General features: G+C 71.1%; 18 protein-coding genes. 14 read left to right on the plus strand and 4 right to left on the minus strand.

Annotated elements, in window-relative coordinates; all coding sequences use genetic code 11:
* Positions 1–57 precede the first annotated feature (57 nt).
* Positions 58–447, plus strand: a complete 390-nt coding sequence (locus tag LXT23_RS10255) for a DUF4870 domain-containing protein (protein ID WP_253979932.1) — start codon at positions 58–60, stop codon at positions 445–447.
* Between the two features lie 105 nt (positions 448–552).
* On the opposite strand, the gene moaA is transcribed toward LXT23_RS10255, so the two are convergent.
* From moaA to thiO, 3 genes are all read right to left on the minus strand, one after another.
* The gene (gene moaA, locus LXT23_RS10260) at positions 553–1,572 is read right to left on the minus strand and encodes a GTP 3',8-cyclase MoaA (protein ID WP_253979933.1); all 1,020 of its coding nucleotides are present in this window, start codon (positions 1,570–1,572) and stop codon (positions 553–555) included.
* Between the two features lie 60 nt (positions 1,573–1,632).
* Positions 1,633–2,874 (minus strand): HD-GYP domain-containing protein, encoded by a 1,242-nt coding sequence (locus LXT23_RS10265; protein WP_253979934.1) that lies wholly within the window; start codon positions 2,872–2,874, stop codon positions 1,633–1,635.
* 270 nt (positions 2,875–3,144) lie between these two features.
* A complete protein-coding gene (gene thiO / locus LXT23_RS10270; RefSeq protein ID WP_253979935.1) occupies positions 3,145–4,263 on the minus strand; it encodes a glycine oxidase ThiO in 1,119 nt (372 codons plus the stop codon).
* A gap of 325 nt (positions 4,264–4,588) precedes the next feature.
* Here thiO and hisG point away from each other — a divergent pair, with 325 nt between their 5' ends.
* The 10 genes from hisG to LXT23_RS10320 all read left to right on the plus strand — a co-directional run bounded on the left by hisG (position 4,589) and on the right by LXT23_RS10320 (position 12,520).
* The gene (hisG, locus tag LXT23_RS10275; RefSeq protein WP_253979936.1) at positions 4,589–5,449 is read left to right on the plus strand and encodes an ATP phosphoribosyltransferase; all 861 of its coding nucleotides are present in this window, start codon (positions 4,589–4,591) and stop codon (positions 5,447–5,449) included.
* Entirely contained in the window at positions 5,449–6,759 is a 1,311-nt protein-coding gene (gene hisD, locus LXT23_RS10280) for a histidinol dehydrogenase (protein WP_253980424.1), read from the plus strand. Before hisG ends, hisD begins: the two co-directional genes overlap by 1 nt.
* Complete coding sequence (locus LXT23_RS10285; RefSeq protein ID WP_253979937.1) at positions 6,756–7,796, plus strand: pyridoxal phosphate-dependent aminotransferase; 1,041 nt, start codon at positions 6,756–6,758, stop codon at positions 7,794–7,796. Before hisD ends, LXT23_RS10285 begins: the two co-directional genes overlap by 4 nt.
* Entirely contained in the window at positions 7,793–8,386 is a 594-nt protein-coding gene (gene hisH, locus LXT23_RS10290; RefSeq protein ID WP_253979938.1) for an imidazole glycerol phosphate synthase subunit HisH, read from the plus strand. The genes LXT23_RS10285 and hisH overlap by 4 nt, the downstream gene beginning before the upstream one ends.
* Complete coding sequence (locus LXT23_RS10295; RefSeq protein WP_253979939.1) at positions 8,383–9,099, plus strand: 1-(5-phosphoribosyl)-5-[(5-phosphoribosylamino)methylideneamino]imidazole-4-carboxamide isomerase; 717 nt, start codon at positions 8,383–8,385, stop codon at positions 9,097–9,099. The genes hisH and LXT23_RS10295 overlap by 4 nt, the downstream gene beginning before the upstream one ends.
* Positions 9,096–9,632, plus strand: coding sequence for an imidazoleglycerol-phosphate dehydratase (locus LXT23_RS10300; protein WP_253979940.1), 537 nt, complete (start codon positions 9,096–9,098; stop codon positions 9,630–9,632). Before LXT23_RS10295 ends, LXT23_RS10300 begins: the two co-directional genes overlap by 4 nt.
* Positions 9,632–10,393, plus strand: coding sequence for an imidazole glycerol phosphate synthase subunit HisF (gene hisF, locus LXT23_RS10305; RefSeq protein ID WP_253979941.1), 762 nt, complete (start codon positions 9,632–9,634; stop codon positions 10,391–10,393). Before LXT23_RS10300 ends, hisF begins: the two co-directional genes overlap by 1 nt.
* Positions 10,390–11,172 carry a histidinol-phosphatase gene (gene hisN / locus LXT23_RS10310; RefSeq protein WP_253979942.1) on the plus strand — a complete coding sequence of 261 codons (783 nt, stop codon included), beginning with the start codon at positions 10,390–10,392 and terminating at the stop codon, positions 11,170–11,172. The genes hisF and hisN overlap by 4 nt, the downstream gene beginning before the upstream one ends.
* Before the next feature lie 8 nt (positions 11,173–11,180).
* Complete coding sequence (hisIE, locus tag LXT23_RS10315; protein WP_407692883.1) at positions 11,181–11,786, plus strand: bifunctional phosphoribosyl-AMP cyclohydrolase/phosphoribosyl-ATP diphosphatase HisIE; 606 nt, start codon at positions 11,181–11,183, stop codon at positions 11,784–11,786.
* 284 nt (positions 11,787–12,070) lie between these two features.
* The gene (locus LXT23_RS10320) at positions 12,071–12,520 is read left to right on the plus strand and encodes a DofB protein (protein WP_253979944.1); all 450 of its coding nucleotides are present in this window, start codon (positions 12,071–12,073) and stop codon (positions 12,518–12,520) included.
* Positions 12,521–12,539: 19 nt separating this feature from the next.
* Here LXT23_RS10320 and LXT23_RS49645 read toward each other — a convergent pair whose 3' ends face one another.
* Positions 12,540–13,682 carry a hypothetical protein gene (locus LXT23_RS49645; protein ID WP_323378877.1) on the minus strand — a complete coding sequence of 381 codons (1,143 nt, stop codon included), beginning with the start codon at positions 13,680–13,682 and terminating at the stop codon, positions 12,540–12,542.
* 80 nt (positions 13,683–13,762) lie between these two features.
* Here LXT23_RS49645 and lpdA point away from each other — a divergent pair, with 80 nt between their 5' ends.
* From lpdA to LXT23_RS10340, 3 genes are all read left to right on the plus strand, one after another.
* Positions 13,763–15,160, plus strand: a complete 1,398-nt coding sequence (lpdA, locus tag LXT23_RS10330) for a dihydrolipoyl dehydrogenase (RefSeq protein ID WP_253979945.1) — start codon at positions 13,763–13,765, stop codon at positions 15,158–15,160.
* Positions 15,161–15,446: 286 nt separating this feature from the next.
* Positions 15,447–16,376 (plus strand): lipoyl synthase, encoded by a 930-nt coding sequence (gene lipA / locus LXT23_RS10335; RefSeq protein WP_253979946.1) that lies wholly within the window; start codon positions 15,447–15,449, stop codon positions 16,374–16,376.
* Positions 16,377–16,456: 80 nt separating this feature from the next.
* Positions 16,457–17,734 (plus strand): dihydrolipoamide acetyltransferase family protein, encoded by a 1,278-nt coding sequence (locus tag LXT23_RS10340; RefSeq protein ID WP_253979947.1) that lies wholly within the window; start codon positions 16,457–16,459, stop codon positions 17,732–17,734.
* The last annotated feature ends 50 nt before the right edge of the window (positions 17,735–17,784 follow it).

The following is a 17,784-nucleotide window of genomic DNA, read 5'->3' on the forward strand; positions in this document are numbered from 1 at the left end:
ATGGTAGGTAGGCAACGGCGCGATGTTCGTGCCTGAAAAATCTGGAGGGGACGTTCAATGGAGACTCCGCCGCGGGAGCAGATGGGCTCGTTCATCAGTGGCTCACCGATGCCGACCCAGGATGAGAAGACGATGGCGCTGCTGGCGCATATGGGCACCATCCTGGCCAACATGGTGGGGCTGGGCTTCGCCGTGCCGCTGGTGCTGATGCTGACGAAGGGCAAGGAGTCGTCCTTCGTCCGCGCTCACTCGGTGGAGTCGCTGAACTTCCAGATCACCGTCTTCATCGCCGGGTTCGTCAGCGCCATCACCCTCTGCATCGGCATTGGCGCCATCCTGCTGCCCATCGTCTTCGTGGCGGCGCTGGTCTTCTCCATCATCGCCGGCCTGAAGGCGAACGAGGGCCAGCTCTACAAGTACCCGGTCAACATCCGGCTCATCAAGTAGACCACGCGGCCCTGGCCCTCGCGAGAGGGCCCGGACCTCACGGGGCGGGTCTTCGCGCGAGTGCGCGGGCCCGCCCTTCGTGTTTCCAGGGGACGGAGCGCTTCCTCAGCCGCCGATGCCCATCATGGTCAGCAGGGTGGCGCCGTTGCCGGGCTCGGTGAAGCGGTGGCCCTCGGGCTTGTCGCCCAGCGCGCGGCGGATGGCCACGGCCAGCTCCGTGTCGGTGGCGCCGCCGCGGATGAGCTGGTGCAGCGGGGCCTGCGCGCGTCCACCGAGGCAGCTGCGCAGGTCGCCGTTGGAGGCCACGCGCACGCGGTTGCAGCCTCCGCAGAAGTTCTGGGTGAGCGGGGAGATGAAGCCCACGCGGCCGCCGGGGGCGCGCCAGTAGCGCGCGGGGCCGGAGGTGACGGAGGTGGCGGCGTCCGCCGTGTCCTCGGGCTCGGGCTCCAGCGGCAGGCCCGCGGCCCGCAGCCGCGAGACGAGCTCCGCGGTGGGCACCGGGGTGCCCTGGCCGAAGGGCATCAGCTCGATGAAGCGCGGGGTGATGCCGCGCGCGTGGGCGTACTCCACTAGCGCCGGCACCTCCGCGTCGTTCACATCGCGCACCACCACGGCGTTGAGCTTGAGCGAGGAGAAGCCCGCCGCGGCCGCCGCGTCGATGCCGCGCAGCACGGCGGCGAAGTCCCCCTGCTTGGAGATGCGCCGGAACGTCTCCGGGGAGAGCGTGTCCAGGCTGAGGTTGAGCTGGGTGACGCCGGCCTCGCGCAGCGGGACGGCCAGGGCCGCCAGGTGGCTCGCGTTGGAGGTGATGGCCAGGTGCTGGATGCCGGGCAGCGCGGCGATGCGCCGGGAGACTTCGAGGATGTCGGGGCGGATCAGCGGCTCGCCGCCGGTGAGGCGCACGCGGCGGATGCCCATGCTCGCGAAGACGGAGGTGATGCGCTCCAGCTCCGCCGCGTCGAGCAGGTCCTTCTTGCCGCCCCAGGACGCCGGCGAGCAGTAGGTGCAGCGGAAGTTGCAGCGGTCCGTGATGCTCAGCCGCAGGTACGTCATCCGCCGCCCCTGGGCATCGAGCAGGGGCGGGGCGAGCGGACTCGTCGGGGGCTGGGAAGTGGCGGCGGTCATCACGGAAGTCCCGTCCTCATAACAGCCACGTCCCGGCCAATCATCACTGTCTCGCGCGCTTCAGCCCTCGCTGCCCGTTGCCGAACGGATCACCGCGACCTTGACCTCGGTGGGCTCGGGCGCGGAGGTGCTCCGGCTGGGAGCGGGGGCGTCGGCGTCGTCGTCCAGGTCGGTGAGGCGGGCCAGCTCGGCCTCGGCCTCGGAGGCCTCGGCTTCCGCCTGGGGAAGCTGCAGCTTCTTCAGCTTCATCTCCTCCTTGATGCGGATGAGGCCTTCCTCGCCGATGTCCAGGAACGCGCGGACGACCTCGGGGTCGAACTGCGTGTTGGCGCAGCGGCGGATCTCCTGGATGGCGTTGGCGAACGAGGTGCCCTTGCGGTACGGGCGGTCGCTCGTCATCGCGTCCAGCGTGTCCGCCACGGCGAAGATGCGCGCGCCGATGTGGATTTCGTGCCGCTGCAGGTTGCGCGGGTAGCCGGCGCCGTCCCACCGCTCCTGGTGCGACAGGACGATGGAGGCGGGCGTGTCCAGGAAGGGGATGTTCTGGATCATCTGGAAGCCAATCTCCGGATGCTTCCGCATCTCCATCCACTCGTCCGGAGTGAGCTTGCCCGGCTTGAGCAGCACCGCGTCCGGCACGCCAATCTTGCCGATGTCGTGCAGGAGCGCGCCGCGGCCAATCTCCTCCAGTTCCTTGCTCTGGATGCCCATGCGCTGGGCAATGGCCGTGGTGTAGCTGACCACGCGCTGCGAGTGGTCGCTGGTCTCGTGCTCGCGCGCGTCCAGGGCGGCCACCAGCGCCAGCAGGGTGTTCTGGTAGGTGTTGGCGATGTCGCGCAGCGCGGCGCGCAGCTCCGCCGTGCGGTCGCGGACCTTGCGCTCCAGCTTCTTCTGGTAGCGCTTGCGGGCCATCTCGATGCGGCGCTTGGCCAGCGCGCGCTCTATCGCGCGGATGAGGTCCGTCAGCTTCGGTGGCTTGAGGAGGTAGTCCACCGCGCCGCGCCGCAGGCAGTCCACGGCGGACTCGGTGTCGCCGTAGCCGGTGAGCATGATGACCGAGGTGTCCGGGAGCCGCTCGCGCAGGTTCTCCAGGAGCCACAGGCCGTCTTTGCCCGGCATCTTCATGTCGCTGATGACGAGCGGGGTGTCCTCCTCGCCGGCGACGTCGAGCGCCATCTCGGCACCACTCGCGACGACACAGTTGTAGCCCTCCTCCCGAAGGAGGACGGAGATGACGTCGCGGACGGAGTCGTCATCATCGACGATGAGGATTCTGGGTGGGGCAGGGGGGATGGCTTCCACGGCGGCCGATTCTAGAGGTTTCCGGGTTTCAATGGCGAACGAGTGAGAGAAATTACCACCTTCCTGCGTTTGCCGGTTGATCGTCCAGCGGACATGGGGGGTGGCCATCCCCGGGCGGCGGGGAGGGGGACCAGGCGCGGAATGAACGTTCCTTCCGAGGGAGACCGTCCCGGAGGGGCTGCTCGCCCGGCTGGGGTACGACAGGACGGGCGGGCCCCACCCGGGTGCGCTGTGCACCCGGCGTGCGAGGGAGCCGGCACGTCCGAGGGGTCAGCCGTGGGCCCGTGCGGAGGGCCGGTCATACCGGAAGGCGGCCAGGTCCATGGTGGGCTTCTGTCCGAGCACCGCCTGGGTCACCAGCTTCGCGGTGATGGGGGCCAGGAGGATGCCGTTGCGGAAGTGGCCGGTGGCCAGGAAGAGGCCGGGCACCGGGCCCTCGCCGAGATAGGGGCGGTGGTCCTCGGTCCAGGGCCGGAAGCCCGCCCACGTCTCCACCACGGGCGCGGAGGCCAGCTCCGGGCACAGCTCCAGGGTCATCTCGAGGATGCGGGCCAGCCCCGCCGCCGTCACCTGCTTGTCGAAGCCCACCAGCTCCATGGTGCTGCCGGCGATGATGCGCCCGTCCGCGCGCGGCACGAGGTAGCCCTTCTCCGAGGTGAGGATGCGCTCCAGCAGGGGCAGCCGCGTCTGGAACTGCACCATCTGCCCGCGCGCGGGGCGCACGGCCTTCGCCTCGACGCCAGCGCCCTGCACCAGCGCGGACCAGGAGCCCGCGGCGAGGACGACGGCGTCCGCGCGCAGCACCTCTCCGTCCAGGTCCACGCCCACCGCGCGGCCCTGCTCGTGCACCACGCCGCGCACGTAGCCGCTCCGGAACTCCGCGCCCACGCGGGCGGCGGCCATGGTGAGCGCGCGCACCAGGAGCCGGTTGTCCACCTGGTGGTCGTCGGGGAACCACGCGGCGGCGAGCGCCTTCGGGGACAGCCGGGGCTCCATCGCCCGGGCGCCCGCGCCATCCAGCAGCTCCGCGCGCAGGCCCTCTCCGCGCTGCCAGATGACGGTGGAGTCCAGGTGGTGCACGTCCGCCTCGCTGAAGGCCACCTTGAGGACGCCGCAGGGGCGGTAGGCCACGTCCACGCCGGTCAGCTCCTTCAGCTCGGCGGCGAAGGCGGGGTAGAGCGCCCGGCTGCGCAGGCACAGCTCCAGGAAGGGGCCCGGCCCGTCGGACTCCATCTGCGGGGCGAGGATGCCGGCGGCGGCGCTGGAGGCCTCGGCGCCGGGAATCGAGCGCTCGAGCACCGTCACCCGGGCGCCCGCCTGCCGCAGCCGGAGGGCGATGCCGCAGCCCATGATGCCCCCACCCACGATGATGACGTCCGAGTGTCGCATAGGGCCCGTTTCCTGCTCGCTCACCCTCGGGTTTGCAAGCGTCACGAGAGCCCTGACGCGCGGCGCGATTGACGGCGGGGGGCTTTCTCGTTACTGATGGAGCCGTGCTTTCCGCGTTCGTCCATCACCACCATGTGCATCATCCGCTCGGCCCGGACGGGTTCGATCGACATGCGCATGCCTGGGTGATGAGCCGCTAGAGCACACCCCACCCGGCAAGAGCCGCAGCGACCGAAGGCCCGTCCCCCCAGGACGGGCCTTTTTTCGTTTCCGCGCACCCCCACCGTTCCCCCGCAGCCCCCTCGCAGCCCCCAAAGGCCCACCCATGCTGCTGAAGATCGCCCTGCCCAACAAAGGTCGCCTCTCCGAAGAGGTGCGCGAGCTGTTCAACGATGCGGGCCTGGAGGTCCGCGCCCGAGGCGAGCGAGCCCTCACCGCGTCGCTGGGCGGCGAGTTCGAAGCCATCTTCGTCCGCGCGCAGGACATCCCCGAGTTCGTCGCGGACGGCGCGGCGCACGCGGGCGTCACCGGCTGGGACCTGGTCAACGAGGCCGGGCGCGAGCTGGAGCCGCTGATGGACCTGGAGTTCGGCAGGTGCCGGCTGGTGGTGGCCGCCCGCGAGGAGAGTGGCCTCACCAGCGCGGACGACGTGAAGGACGGCAGCCGCGTGGCCTCCTGCTTCCCCCGGCTGACGCAGAAGTTCTTCGCGCAGCGTGGGCAGCGGGTCACCGTGGTACCGGTGTCGGGCGCGGCGGAGATTGCGCCCCACCTGGGCATCGCGGACATCGTGGTGGACCTGACGTCCACCGGCTCCACGCTGAAGATGAACGGCCTGCGCGAGGTGGCCACGGTGCTGGAGTCCAGCGCGCGACTGGTGGCCTGCAAGGGCAACGTCCCGGAGGCGCAGCGGAAGCTGGACGAGCTGAAGCTGGCGCTGGGCTCGGTGCTGGCGGCGCGCGGCAAGCGTTACCTCATGGCCAACGTGCCGAAGAAGGCGCTGCAGCAGGTGCGCGAGGTGCTGCCGGGCCTCAACGGCCCCACGGTGGTGGACGTGCTGGACGGCGGCAACTTCGTGGCGGTGCACGCGGTGGTGCCCGCGAAGACCATCTACCGCACCATCAACGCGCTGAAGGCCCTGGGGTGCGAGGGCATCCTGGTCACCCGTATCGAAAGGCTGATGGCGTGATGGACACCCTGACTTCTTCCATCCTCAGGTACCGCGGCCCGCTGTCGGAGCTGGCTCCGGAGGACCTCCGCCGGCTGCTGGACCGGGTGGGCGGCTCCGATGCGCGAGTGGCCCTGCGCGTGAGCGAGCTCATCGCCCGCGTGCGCAGCGACGGCGACCGGGCGCTCTTCGAGATGGCGCGCCAGTTCGACCGCGTGGAGCTGACGGCGCTGGAGGTGCCCATGGCCCGGTGCCAGGCCGCACTGGCCGCGCTGGAGCCCGGCCTGCGCGAGGCCCTGGCCCGTGCGGCGCGCAACATCGCCCGGGCCCATGCCGCGCAGAAGCCGCGCGCGGTGGAGGTCGAGACGGAGCCGGGCGTGCTGGTGGGGCGGCGGCCGGACCCGCTGGGCTGCGTGGGGGTGTACGCGCCGGGCGGCCGGGCGGTGTACCCCAGCAGCGTGCTGATGGGCGTGGTGCCCGCGAAGGTGGCGGGCGTGGGCCAGGTCATCGTCTGCTCGCCGCCGGGGCCGGACGGCCTGCCCCACGCGAGCGTGATGGCGGCGGCGGCGCTGGCCGGAGCGGACCGCGTCTTCGCGCTGGGCGGCGCGGGCGCGGTGGCGGCCATGGCGTACGGGACGGAGAGCGTGCCCCGGGTGGACCGCATCGTCGGGCCGGGCAACGCGTACGTGGCGGAGGCGAAGCTCCAGGTGGTGGGCTCGGTGGCCATCGAAGCGCCCGCCGGGCCGAGCGAAATCCTGGTGATTGCCGACGGCACGGCCAACCCGGAGGCGGTGGCGCGGGAGATGCTGGCCCAGGCCGAGCACGACCCGGAGGCCGCGTGCGTGACGCTGGCGCTGGGCGAGGCGCTGGCGGACACGATCGCCGCCGCGGTGGAGCGACTGGCGGAGGGGGCGAAGCGCTGGGAAATCGTCACCTCGGCGCTGGGCTCGCGGGGCGCGGTGCTGAGCGTGCAGTCGCTGGAGGAGGCCTGGCCCTTCGTGTCGGACTTCGCGCCGGAGCACCTGCTGCTGGCCACCGCGTCGCCGCAGGCGGACCTGGAGCGCGTGCGCAACGCGGGCACCGTGTTCCTGGGGGAGCGCTCCTCGGTGGCGTACGGCGACTACATGACGGGCTCCAACCACGTGCTGCCCACGGCGGGCCTGGCGCGGGCGTACTCGGGGCTCAACCTGCTCGACTTCTACCGGTGGACGACCTACCAGCGGGTGGAGCGTCAGGCGGCGGCGGGCCTGGCCGAGGACGTGGGCCTGCTCGCGGACAGCGAGGGCCTGTTCGCCCACGCGGACGCGGCGCGCGCCTGGAGGCGCCCGTGATTCCCACCCGTGCGTCGTATCGGGACATCCCCCTCTACAAGCCGGCGAAGAAGCCGTGCCGGGTGGACCTGAGCGACAACACCAACCTCTTCGGCATTCCTCCCGCCGCCGGGCGCGTGCTGCGCGAGGCCTCCACGCGGCTGGTGACGCACTACCCCGCGGGCTACTCGCCGGAGCTGCGCAAGGCGGTGGCCGCATATGCCGGGGTGGCGCCGGAGGCGGTGACGACGGGGTGCGGCTCGGACGGCATCATCGACAGCGCCATCCGGGCCTTCCTGGAGCCGGGCGACGTGCTCGGCTTCATGGACCCCACCTTCGTCATGGTGCCGCTGTACTCGAAGATGAACGGGGTGAAGGCCGCGCCGGTGCCGCTGCGCGCGGACTTCGACGTGGACGCGGACGCGCTGCTGGCCACCGGGGCGAAGGTCCTCTACCTGTGCGCTCCCAACAACCCCACCGGCACGGCGCTGTCGCGCGCGGCGGTGGAGCGAATCGTGGAGAAGGCCCCCGGCATCGTCATCCTCGACGAGGCCTATGCGGACTTCGCGTCCGGGCCGGGCTTCCTGGACCTGGCGCGCACGCGGCCCAACGTGCTGGTGACGCGCACCTTCTCCAAGGCCTTCGGCATGGCGGGCATGCGGGTGGGCTGGGCGGTGGGCGCCCCGGCGCTGGTGGCCGAGGTGGAGAAGGCCCGGGGCCCGTACATGCTCACCGCGCTGGCGGAGGCCATGGCCTCCGCGGTGCTCACCGAGGACACAGGCTGGGTGAAGGCCCGCGCGGCGGAGGCGGTGGCGAACCGCGAGCGGCTGCGCGGCGAGCTGGAGGCGCTGGGGCTGAAGGCGCTCCCCTCGGAAGCCAACTTCCTGATGGTGCCCCTGCCGGGCGCGCCGAAGGTGGCGGAGCGGATGCGGGAGCGGGACGTGAATGTGCGGGCCTTCCAGGGGTTGACCGGGGTGGGGGACGCCCTCCGGATTGGCAGTGGACCCTGGCCCCTCTTGGAAGCGGCGCTGGTGGCGCTGCGGGAGTCACTGCGATGAGAGTCACCCTGTTCGACTACGGCGCCGGCAACCTGCACTCGCTGGCCAAGGCGCTGGCGACGGCGGACGGCGTGGAGGTGCGCGTGCAGGAGGACCCGGTGCGCGCGCTGGACACGGACGTGCTGGTGCTGCCCGGCGTGGGAGCCTTCGGCGCGTCGGCGGCGCGGCTGGAGCCGGGGCGCCAGGCCATGCGCGAGGCGCTGGAGCGCGGCCTGCCGTGCCTGGGCATCTGCCTGGGCATGCAGCTGCTCTTCGACGGCAGCGACGAGGGCGGAGGCCGGGGGCTGGGCTTCTTCTCCGGCCAGGTGACGCGGCTGACGGCGCGCCGGGTGCCGCAGATTGGCTGGAACAGCGTGGAGGAGGACCGCACGCTGACGGGCGCGAAGCTGGACTCCGTGTACTACGCGCACAGCTTCGTCTGCCGCGCGACCGATGCTTCCGTCGTCACGGGCTGGACGACGCACGAGAGCGACCGCTTCCCGGCCGCGGTGCGGCGGGGGAAGGTGGTGGGCGTGCAGTTCCACCCGGAGAAGTCGTCCGAGGCGGGCGTGCGCTTCGTCCGGGCCTTCCTGAAGGAGGTGGCGCCGTGATTGCCATTCCGGCCATCGACCTCCGCGAGGGCGCGTGCGTGCAACTGGTGGGCGGCTCCTACGACGCGGAGAAGGTGCGGGTGAACGACCCGCTGGACGCGCTGAAGCAGTGGAGGAGCCACGGCTTCCGGACGTTCCATGTGGTGGACCTGGACGCCGCGCTGGGCAAGGGCTCCAACGCGGACGCCATCTTCCGGCTGACCTCGCTGGAGCGGGGGCTCACCTTCACGGTGGGCGGTGGCGTGCGCGACTCGGACCGGGTGGAGGCGGTGCTCGAAGGGGGCGCTTCGTCCGTGGTGGTGGGCACGCGCGCGATTGAAGACACGGCGTGGCTGGCGGAGGTGTCGGGCCGCTTCCCGGGCCGGGTGGTGGTGGCGGCGGACGTGAAGGGGCGCGAGGTGGTGACGCGCGGGTGGACGGCGGGCAGCGCGCGGGACATCCGCGACGTGCTCGCGGCGCTGGAGCCCCTGCCGCTGGCGGGGCTGCTGGTGACGGCGGTGCACAAGGAGGGACAGCTGTCGGGCGTGGACCTGCCGCTGATGCAGGAGGTGGCGCGCACCAGCCGCCACCGGCTCTACGCCTCGGGCGGGGTGACGACGCTGGAGGACCTTCGCGCGCTGGCCGAGGCGGGCGCGTACGGGGCGGTCATTGGCATGGCGCTTTACACGGGCAGGCTGGATGCGCGCGCGGTCGCGCGGGAGTTCGCGGGATGACCACCGTCACTCGAGAGACGAAAGAGACGAAGATCCACGTCGAGCTGGCCCTCGGCAAGGGCGTCACGCAGGTGGACACGGGCCTGAAGTTCTTCGACCACATGCTGGCCACCTTCGCGCGCTACGCAGGGTTGGACATGAAGCTGCACGCGCGGGGAGACCTCACGCACCACCTGATGGAGGACGTGGCGATTACGCTGGGCACGGCGGTGCAGCGGGTGATTCCCGCCACGGCGGCGCGCTTCGCGGAGCGGACCATCCCCATGGACGACGCGCTGGTGCAGGCGTGCCTGGATGCGGGCGGGCGCTTCTACTACCAGGGCCCGCTGAAGAACCGGCTCTACGAGCACTGGATGCGCTCGTTCAGCGAGCACGCGAAGGTGACGCTGCACCTGCGGGTGCTGCGCGGCAAGGACAGCCACCACGCGACGGAGGCCGCCTTCAAGGCGCTGGGCCTCGCGCTGCGGGACGCCATGGTGGACTCGGGCACGGTGTTCAGCATGAAGGGCTCTGTCGCCCTGGAGGTGAAGTGATGCTCACCCGGCGACTCATCGTCTGCCTGGACGTGAAGGGCGGGCGCGTGGTGAAGGGCGTGCAGTTCGAGGGCCTGCGCGACGTGGGCGACCCGGTGGAGTTGGCCCGGCGCTACGAGCAGGAGGGCGCGGACGAGGTGACGTTCCTGGACATCTCCGCCAGCGCCGAGGAGCGCGGCACCCTGTGGGACCTGGTGCAGCGCACCGCGGAACGACTGTTCATTCCGCTCACCGTGGGCGGCGGCGTGCGCACGGTGGACGACGTGGGCCGGGCGCTGCGGGCGGGCGCGGACAAGGTGAGCATCAACTCGGCGGCGGTGGCCAACCCCGCGCTCCTGACGGCCTGCGCGGAGCGCTTCGGCGCGCAGTGCGTGGTGGCCAGCATCGACGCGAAGCGGGAGGGCGACCGGTGGCGCGTCTATACCCACGGCGGGCGCAAGCCCACGGACCTGGACGCGGTGGCCTGGGCCAGGGACTGCGTGGCGCGCGGGGCAGGGGAGGTGCTCCTCACCAGCATCGACCGTGACGGGGCGCGCTCCGGCTATGACCTGGAGTTGACGCGGGCCGTGGCGGACGCGGTGGACGTGCCCGTCATTGCCTCGGGAGGGGCGGGCAGCGCGGCGCACGTGCGGGATGCCCTGACGGGCGGCGGGGCGGACGCGGCGCTGGTGGCGGGCATCCTCCACGACGGCGTCACCACGGTGGGCGCCATCAAGTCGCTGCTGCGCGAGGGCGGCCTCCACATCCGGAGCGGGACATGAACGACAGGCAGGCACTGATGCAGGCGGCGGCGGAGGTGGCCCGGCTGTCCGGGGACGTGGCGCTGGGCTTCTTCCGCGGCGGCATCGCGGTGGACACCAAGTCGGACGGCACGCCGGTGACGGTGGCGGACCGCTCGGCCGAGCAGGCGGCGCGCGACTGGCTGGAGGCCCGCTTCCCGGAGGACGGCATCCTCGGCGAGGAGTTCGGCGAGACGCGGCCGGGCGCCGAGCGCCGTTGGATTCTGGACCCCATCGACGGGACGAAGACGTTCATCCGGGGCGTGCCGCTGTGGGGCACGCTGGTGGCGCTGGCCAAGGGCGAGCGCATCCTCGCGGGCGCGGCGTACTTCCCCGCCGTGGGCGAGCTGCTGGTGGCGGCCCCGGGGCAGGGCTGCTTCTGGAACGACAAGCCCACGCGCGTGTCCACCCAGGCGGAGCTGTCCCGGGCGGTGGTGCTGTCCACGGATGAGCGCTTCCTGCTGCACCCGGAGCGGGGCGAGGCCTGGCGCGGGCTCGCGAAGGAGGCGGCCATGGACCGCACCTGGGGTGACTGCTACGGCTACCTGCTGGTGGCCACGGGGCGGGCGGAGGTGATGGTGGACGAGGTGCTGTCGCCCTGGGACGCGGCGGCGCTGCAGCCCATCATCGAGGAGGCCGGCGGCGTGTTCACCGACTGGACGGGCAGGCACACGTCCTTCGGCGGCAACTGCATCGCCACCAACGGGGCCCTGGCGCGCGTGGTGCGCGAGCGGCTCGGCGCGACGGAGCAGCCCCGATGACGGCGCCCCTGTTGGACCTGGACGCGCTCGACTTCGGCAAGGGCAACGGCCTGGTGACGGTGGTGACCCAGGACGCGCGCAGCGGGGACGTGCTGATGGTGGCGCACGCGGACCGCGAGGCGCTCGAACGCACGCTGGCTACCGGGGAGATGCACTACCGCTCCCGCACGCGGGGCCTGTGGCACAAGGGCGCCACCAGCGGGAACGTGCAGCGCGTGGTGTCGCTGAGCCGCGACTGCGACGGGGACGCGGTGCTGGCGCGCGTGGAGAAGGCCGGGCCCGCCTGTCACACCGGCGAGGAGACCTGCTTCGGCCCGGTGCGCTGGGATGCGCTGGCCGCGCTGGATGCCACCATCGCCTCGCGCGCCACGCAGGCGCCACCCGCGGGAGAGAAGCCGAGCTACACGCGCCGCCTGCTGGACGACCGGAACCTGAGGCTGAAGAAGATTGGCGAGGAGGCCGCGGAGCTGGTGACGGCGTGCGCGGATGGCGACTCGCCGCGCGCCGTGGAGGAGGCGGCGGACGTGCTCTACCACGTGCTCGTCGCGGTGAAGCCGCTGGGCCTCACGCTGGAGGACGTGAAGGCCGTCCTCGCCCGGCGCGCCACGCGCTGAGCCGCTCCGCCGTGAGCGGATCAGGCGCCGCCGCGCACGCGCCAGGGTCGGGACTTTCAAGGGCTTCCTGAGTCTCAGAGGGAATAGAGGCCCCGTGTCAGCCCCGACCCGGACGTTTTGTCCGCCAGGACTGCAGCCTGACAGCATGGCTGCCACGCAATGTGGATCAGGGGTTGCTCCCACTCTCTTCAACGTGAGGGGTGTTCCTGCTACACATTCCCCCGCTGGCGGAGTGGAGATCGCCGGCCGGGCGCTTGCAAACCGTCCGCCTCACCGGAGGCATCGTGAACGGCCCCACCTACAAGGCTGAAATCATCGACCGCGTCATCTTCTCCCGCTGGCCGAATCCTCCGACCAAGGAGGATGTCACGGCGATGCTCGGACAGATGCAGGACGCGTCCAAGCGGCTCAACGCGAACCTCATCTACGTCGGCTCCGTCAGCCCCAAGTCCAAGGTCCCCGACGCGTCCGAGCGCGCCGTCCTCAACCAGTTCCTCCTGGATGCGCGCCGCACCTGCGTGGAGCAGGCGTGGCTCATCTACGAGGGCACGGACCTGCAGCACAACCTCCAGCGCGTCATCATCTCCGGCGTGCTGATCCTCACGCGCACCTTCGACAACTTCCTGTCGGTGGCGAAGTCGGGCGACTCCATCGTCAAGGACGTGAGCGCCGTCCTGAAGAAGGACGCGGCCCCCATCTTCGCGATGGCCAAGGAGAAGGGTCTCCTCGGCTGAGGTCGGCGGTCCCCGGGGCTCAACGAGCGCCGTGGACCTCCAGCTCCTGTACCTGCCCGTCCGCACGCTCCGGGAAGACGCTCACCGCGTCCACGTCGAGCAGCGGCACGGGCAGCTCGCAGCGCTCCCACTGGCCGGTGCCCTGGTAGCGGCACACGGTGGGGTTGACGAAGGAGAAGCCTCGTTCCGGGTCCTTCATCCCCGCGCCCTCGGGCGTGCGGACGATGGCCCTCAGCGTGCCGGGGCCCTTCGCGCGAATCCGGAGGGACGTGAGCTGCTTCAGCGTGGGGGTGTACCCCGCGCGCAGCGCCCCGTCCGCCGCCCAGCGCTTCCCAGGCGAGGCGTTGCTCACCGGGACGCCCGTATTCACGTCCCGGTCGAAGGCCTGCCGCGCGGGCTCCGCGCCCGTCACCAGGTCCGGCTCCACGGCGCCGCTCTCCACGGTGGGCGCGGCGGCGATCGCCACCAGCATCGGCGCTTCCTTGACGCCCTGCTGCACCGCGGCGGCGCGCACCACGGCGGCGGGCAGGTGGTCGCCCCTGCCGCACTCCGGCGCGAGCTCCAGGAGGATGGCGCGCACCGCGGGCTCCAGGGGGACGTCGGACTGGGCGGCGGGCACGAGGGCCAGGCGGACGAGCGAGGTACAGGCGGCCGCCGCGGCGCTTCCGGCGTGCCGCAGGTTCCAGCGCAGGTCCGCGAGGTCCGGCTGCCGGCCGATGGCCGCCTCGAGCAGCGCCTGCGCCACGCTCTGGGCGCAGTGGTTGGCGGTGGCCGGGCAGCGCTCGCAGAGCGAGGCCAGCAGCCCCCTCAAGGGGGCGTCCTCACCCGCGGCGAGGGGCGCTCGCACGGAGAGCGCGGTGCCGAGCTCACAGGCGCGGGGGGGCGGCTGGGGGCAGGCGTCCATCCGCTGGCGGGCCTCGGCCTGGACGCGGGCGTCCTGGGGGGCACGCAGGGCGGCGTCCAGGGCGCGCTCCAGGGGGCGACACTCGGGGGAGGGGACGAGGGGGGCGGCCTGGGAGGCGTCGCCGGTGGCGGTCTTCGGGGCGCGCTCCTCTGGCCGTGGCCCAGGCGTCACATCCTGGTGCGTCACCCACCACAGGCGTCCGAAAGCGATGAGCGCTACCAACATCAAGAGGAGGGTTCGGAGCGGGAAACGGCGCACGAGCAAACTCCTTGATTCCTACCGGGACCGGGGGTTATCAGCCCCCCCGGGTTACATCCGCAAGAGTTACGGAGGCGTGCGTGGCTGAGACGTTCGACGTGGTGATCATCGGTTCGGGCCCTGGCGGCTACGTGGGCGCCATCCGCGCGGGTCAGCTCGGATTGAAGACGGCCATCATCGAGAAGGACAAGCGGCTGGGCGGCACCTGCCTCCACCGGGGCTGCATCCCCACCAAGTCCCTCCTGTGGACCGCGGAGCTGTTCCACCACGTCAAGGAGGCGGCCGACTTCGGCATCGACGTTTCCAGCCCGACCATCAACTGGGCGAACGCGATGAAGCACAAGAACAAGGTGGTCACCAAGGGAGCCGGCGGCATCGACTTCCTGATGAAGAAGAACAAGGTGACGGTGGTCAAGGGCCATGGCCGCATCGCCGGCAAGGGCAAGGTGGAAGTGACGGCCGAGGACGGCACCAAGCAGGTCCTCGAGGCGAAGAACATCATCATCGCCACCGGCTCCGTCCCCAAGTCCCTGCCCAACGTCCCGGTGGACCACAAGCGGGTGATGAACAGCGACTCCATCCTGGAGATCGACCGCATCCCCAAGAGCATCATCGTCCTGGGCGCCGGCGCGGTGGGCTGCGAGTTCGCCTCCGTCTTCAACCACGTGGGCAGCAAGACCTCCATCGTGGAGTACATGCCCGCGCTGCTGCCCATCGAGGACGCGGACATCTCCAAGGAGCTGGAGAAGATCTTCAAGCGCCGCGGCATCGACGTGCACACCGGCTCCGCGGTGGAGAAGGTGGAGCACACGGCGGATGGCGTTCGCGTCACCATGAAGGTGGGCAGCGAGACGAAGACGCTGGAGGCGGAGCTGCTGCTGTCGGCGGTGGGCCGCGCGCCCGTCACCGAGGACTGCGGTCTGGACAAGACGAGCATCAAGCCCGAGCGCGGCTACATCAAGGTCGACTCGATGATGCGCACCACCGAGCCCAATGTGTACGCGGTCGGTGACGTCATCCCCACGCCGATGCTCGCCCACATGGCCAGCGCCGAGTGCGTGGTGGCGGTGGAGCACATCGCCGGGAAGAACCCGCAGCCCATCAACTACGACCTGACCCCGTCCGCCACGTACTGCTACCCCGAGGTCGCCTCGGTGGGCCTGACGGAGAAGAAGGCCAAGGAGCGCGGCTACGACGTGAAGTTCACCGTCGCCCCGTTCGGCGCGGTGACGAAGTCGGCCATCTCCAACGAGTCCATCGGGATGATCAAGATCATCTCCGACAAGAAGTACGACGAGGTGCTGGGCGTGCACCTCATCGGCCCGCACGCCACCGAGCTGCTGGCCGAGGCGTGCGTCGCGCTGAAGCTGGAGATCACCACCGAGGAGCTGGCGGGCACCATCCACGCGCACCCGACCCTGTCGGAGATCATGCACGAGGGCGCCGAGGCCACGCTGGGCCACCCGCGCCACTTCTAGTCGCGCGCCGCGCCGCTTCCGGGCCCCCAGGTGGGTCCATCAGGCCGTCCCGGGCTCCACGCCCGCGGGCGGCCTGTCCATTTCCGGGGGCACGTGCACCGGCAGGCCCTGCCCGCAGCCTGGGCATCCGGGCGTGGCGGTGCTTCCCCCGCCTGGGCTGCCTGCCCGCCGCCAGGGCATTAGTAGGGAGACGACAACATGGAAGCCGCTGGCGGGTGCTGACGCCTCGCGTTAGAGGCTTCCCGCTTGAACGTCTTTCGCCCAACCCATAGAAGGCCCGCGATCCATGGCGACTCCCGACCGGTTTCCTCTCCCCCAGGTGACTGAGACCACCCGCAAGCCGGAGTGGCTGAAGGTGCGGCTCCCGCACGGTGAGGGGTACGAGCGGGTCAAAGCCATCGTGAAGCGCACGAAGCTGGCCACGGTGTGCGAGGAGGCCCGCTGCCCGAACATCGCCGAGTGCTGGGGCGGCGGCACGGCCACCGTCATGCTGATGGGCGAGGTGTGCACGCGCGCGTGCCGCTTCTGCCATGTGAAGGTGGGCGCGCCTCCGCCGCTGGACCCGATGGAGCCCATCCATCTGGCCCAGGCGGTGAAGGAGATGAACCTGGAGTACATCGTCGTCACATCGGTGAACCGTGACGACCGGCCGGACGGTGGCGCCAGCCACTTCGCGTCCGCCATCCGCGAGCTGCGCCGCGAGAGCCCGAAGACCATCGTCGAGGTGCTCATCCCCGACTTCAAGGGCGTGGAGAAGGACCTGACCACGGTGGCCGAGGCCAGGCCGCACGTGGTGGCCCACAACGTGGAGACGGTGGAGCGCCTCACCCCGACGGTGAGAGACCGCCGCGCCACCTACCGCCAGTCGCTGCGCGTGCTGGAGTACCTCAAGAATCGCCCCGAGGGGCTCTACACCAAGACGTCCGTCATGGTGGGCCTGGGCGAGACGGACGCGGAGCTGGAGCAGACCTTCAAGGACCTGCGCGGCGTGGGCGTGGACGTGCTGACGCTGGGGCAGTACCTCCAGCCGTCGCAGTACCACCTGCGGGTGGAGCGCTTCGTCACTCCGGCCCAGTTCGAGTCGTACAAGAAGCTGGCCGAGTCCTACGGGTTCCTCTACGTGGCCTCCGGTCCGCTCGTGCGCTCCAGCTACCGCGCGGCGGAGTTCTTCATGAAGGGCCTGATGGAGCGCGAGCGCATCGAACGCCTCGGCTGACCGGGGCGTGGCCGCGCGTGGACGAGACCTTTCGATTCGTGGCTTGACGCACACCCCATCCCTCGCGGAAAGACGACCCCATGGCGATCTTCGAATTCAAGCTCCCCGACCTCGGTGAAGGCGTGATGGAGGGCGAGCTGGTGAAGTGGCACGTGAAGGAGGGCGACCCGGTCAAGGAGGACCAGGTGCTCGCCGAGGTCATGACGGACAAGGCCACCGTCACCGTCCCCAGCCCCAAGGCGGGCCGTGTCGTGAAGACGCACGGCAAGGAAGGGGAGATTGCCAAGGTCCACCAGCTGCTCGTCACCCTTGAGATCGAAGGCGCTGCGCCGGCCCAGTCCGCGGGCCACGGTGCGCATGGCGCGGCGGCGGCTCCGGCCGCGGCGGTGGCGGCTCCTGCGGCCGCTGCGGCGGCGGGGGCGAATGGCGCGGGTGCTCCGGCGACGAAGGTGCTGGCGACGCCGGTGACGCGGCGCATGGCGCGTGAGCATGGGCTGGACCTGTCGACCATCGCCGGCTCGGGCCCGCAGGGGCGGGTGACGAAGGCGGACGTGGTGGCGGCGCTGGAGGGTGGCTCGGAGAAGAACGTGGTGGCGGAGAAGGCGCCCCAGGCGGCCCGTCCCGCGGCGCCGGCCGTGTCCACTGGTCGCGCGGACGAGCGCGTCCCGCTGCGCGGCCTGCGCAAGAAGATCGCCGAGAAGATGGTGCGGTCGAAGTTCACGATGCCGCACTTCGCCTTCGTGGAGGAGGTGGACGCCACGGAGTTGGTGGCCCTGCGCGCGCGGCTCAATGCGCAGCTGGCAGCGGCCGGTGAGAAGACGAAGCTCAACTACCTGCCGTTCATCATCAAGGCGACCATCGCGGCGCTGAAGAAGTTCCCGCACCTCAACGCGAACTTCGACGAGGCCTCGCAGGAGCTGGTGGTGCGCGGCGAGTACAACATCGGCATGGCGGTGGCGACGCCGGACGGCCTCACCGTGGCGGTGGTGAAGGACGCGGACCGGCTGACGCTGGCCGAGCTGGCGCAGGAGACGGCGCGCCTGGGCGCCGCCGCGCGCGAGCGGAAGCTGAAGATGGAGGAGCTGACGGGCGGCACCTTCACGATTACGTCGCTGGGCCAGAGCGGCGGCCTCTTCGCCACGCCCATCATCAACCACCCTGAAGTGGGCATCATGGGCGTGCACAAGCTGAAGCAGCGCCCGGCGGTGAAGGACGGCCTGGTCGTCGTGCGCGACATGATGAACCTGTCGCTGTCGTGCGACCACCGCGTCATCGACGGCTCGGTGGCGGCGGACTTCGTGTACGAGGTCATCAAGTACCTGGAGAAGCCGGACCTGCTGTTCCTCGCCATGGCGTGAGGTGCGCCGGCCCCGCCCGTGAGCGCCGCGGAAGGCGTGCTGTTGTCTGG

This window comes from Pyxidicoccus xibeiensis, assembly GCF_024198175.1.
GTDB lineage: Bacteria > Myxococcota > Myxococcia > Myxococcales > Myxococcaceae > Myxococcus > Myxococcus xibeiensis.

What these genes read in the sequence shown, in the direction of transcription:
- hisD (WP_253980424.1), top strand. Translation starts at nt 5,449, where the DNA reads ATGGACACCCTGACTTCTTCCATCCTCAGGTACCGCGGCCCGCTGTCG.
- thiO (WP_253979935.1), bottom strand. Translation starts at nt 4,263, where the DNA reads ATGCGACACTCGGACGTCATCATCGTGGGTGGGGGCATCATGGGCTGC.
- hisF (WP_253979941.1), top strand. Translation starts at nt 9,632, where the DNA reads ATGCTCACCCGGCGACTCATCGTCTGCCTGGACGTGAAGGGCGGGCGC.
- LXT23_RS10255 (WP_253979932.1), top strand. Translation starts at nt 58, where the DNA reads ATGGAGACTCCGCCGCGGGAGCAGATGGGCTCGTTCATCAGTGGCTCA.
- hisH (WP_253979938.1), top strand. Translation starts at nt 7,793, where the DNA reads ATGAGAGTCACCCTGTTCGACTACGGCGCCGGCAACCTGCACTCGCTG.
- hisG (WP_253979936.1), top strand. Translation starts at nt 4,589, where the DNA reads ATGCTGCTGAAGATCGCCCTGCCCAACAAAGGTCGCCTCTCCGAAGAG.
- lipA (WP_253979946.1), top strand. Translation starts at nt 15,447, where the DNA reads ATGGCGACTCCCGACCGGTTTCCTCTCCCCCAGGTGACTGAGACCACC.
- LXT23_RS10300 (WP_253979940.1), top strand. Translation starts at nt 9,096, where the DNA reads ATGACCACCGTCACTCGAGAGACGAAAGAGACGAAGATCCACGTCGAG.
- LXT23_RS10340 (WP_253979947.1), top strand. Translation starts at nt 16,457, where the DNA reads ATGGCGATCTTCGAATTCAAGCTCCCCGACCTCGGTGAAGGCGTGATG.
- hisN (WP_253979942.1), top strand. Translation starts at nt 10,390, where the DNA reads ATGAACGACAGGCAGGCACTGATGCAGGCGGCGGCGGAGGTGGCCCGG.
- moaA (WP_253979933.1), bottom strand. Translation starts at nt 1,572, where the DNA reads ATGACCGCCGCCACTTCCCAGCCCCCGACGAGTCCGCTCGCCCCGCCC.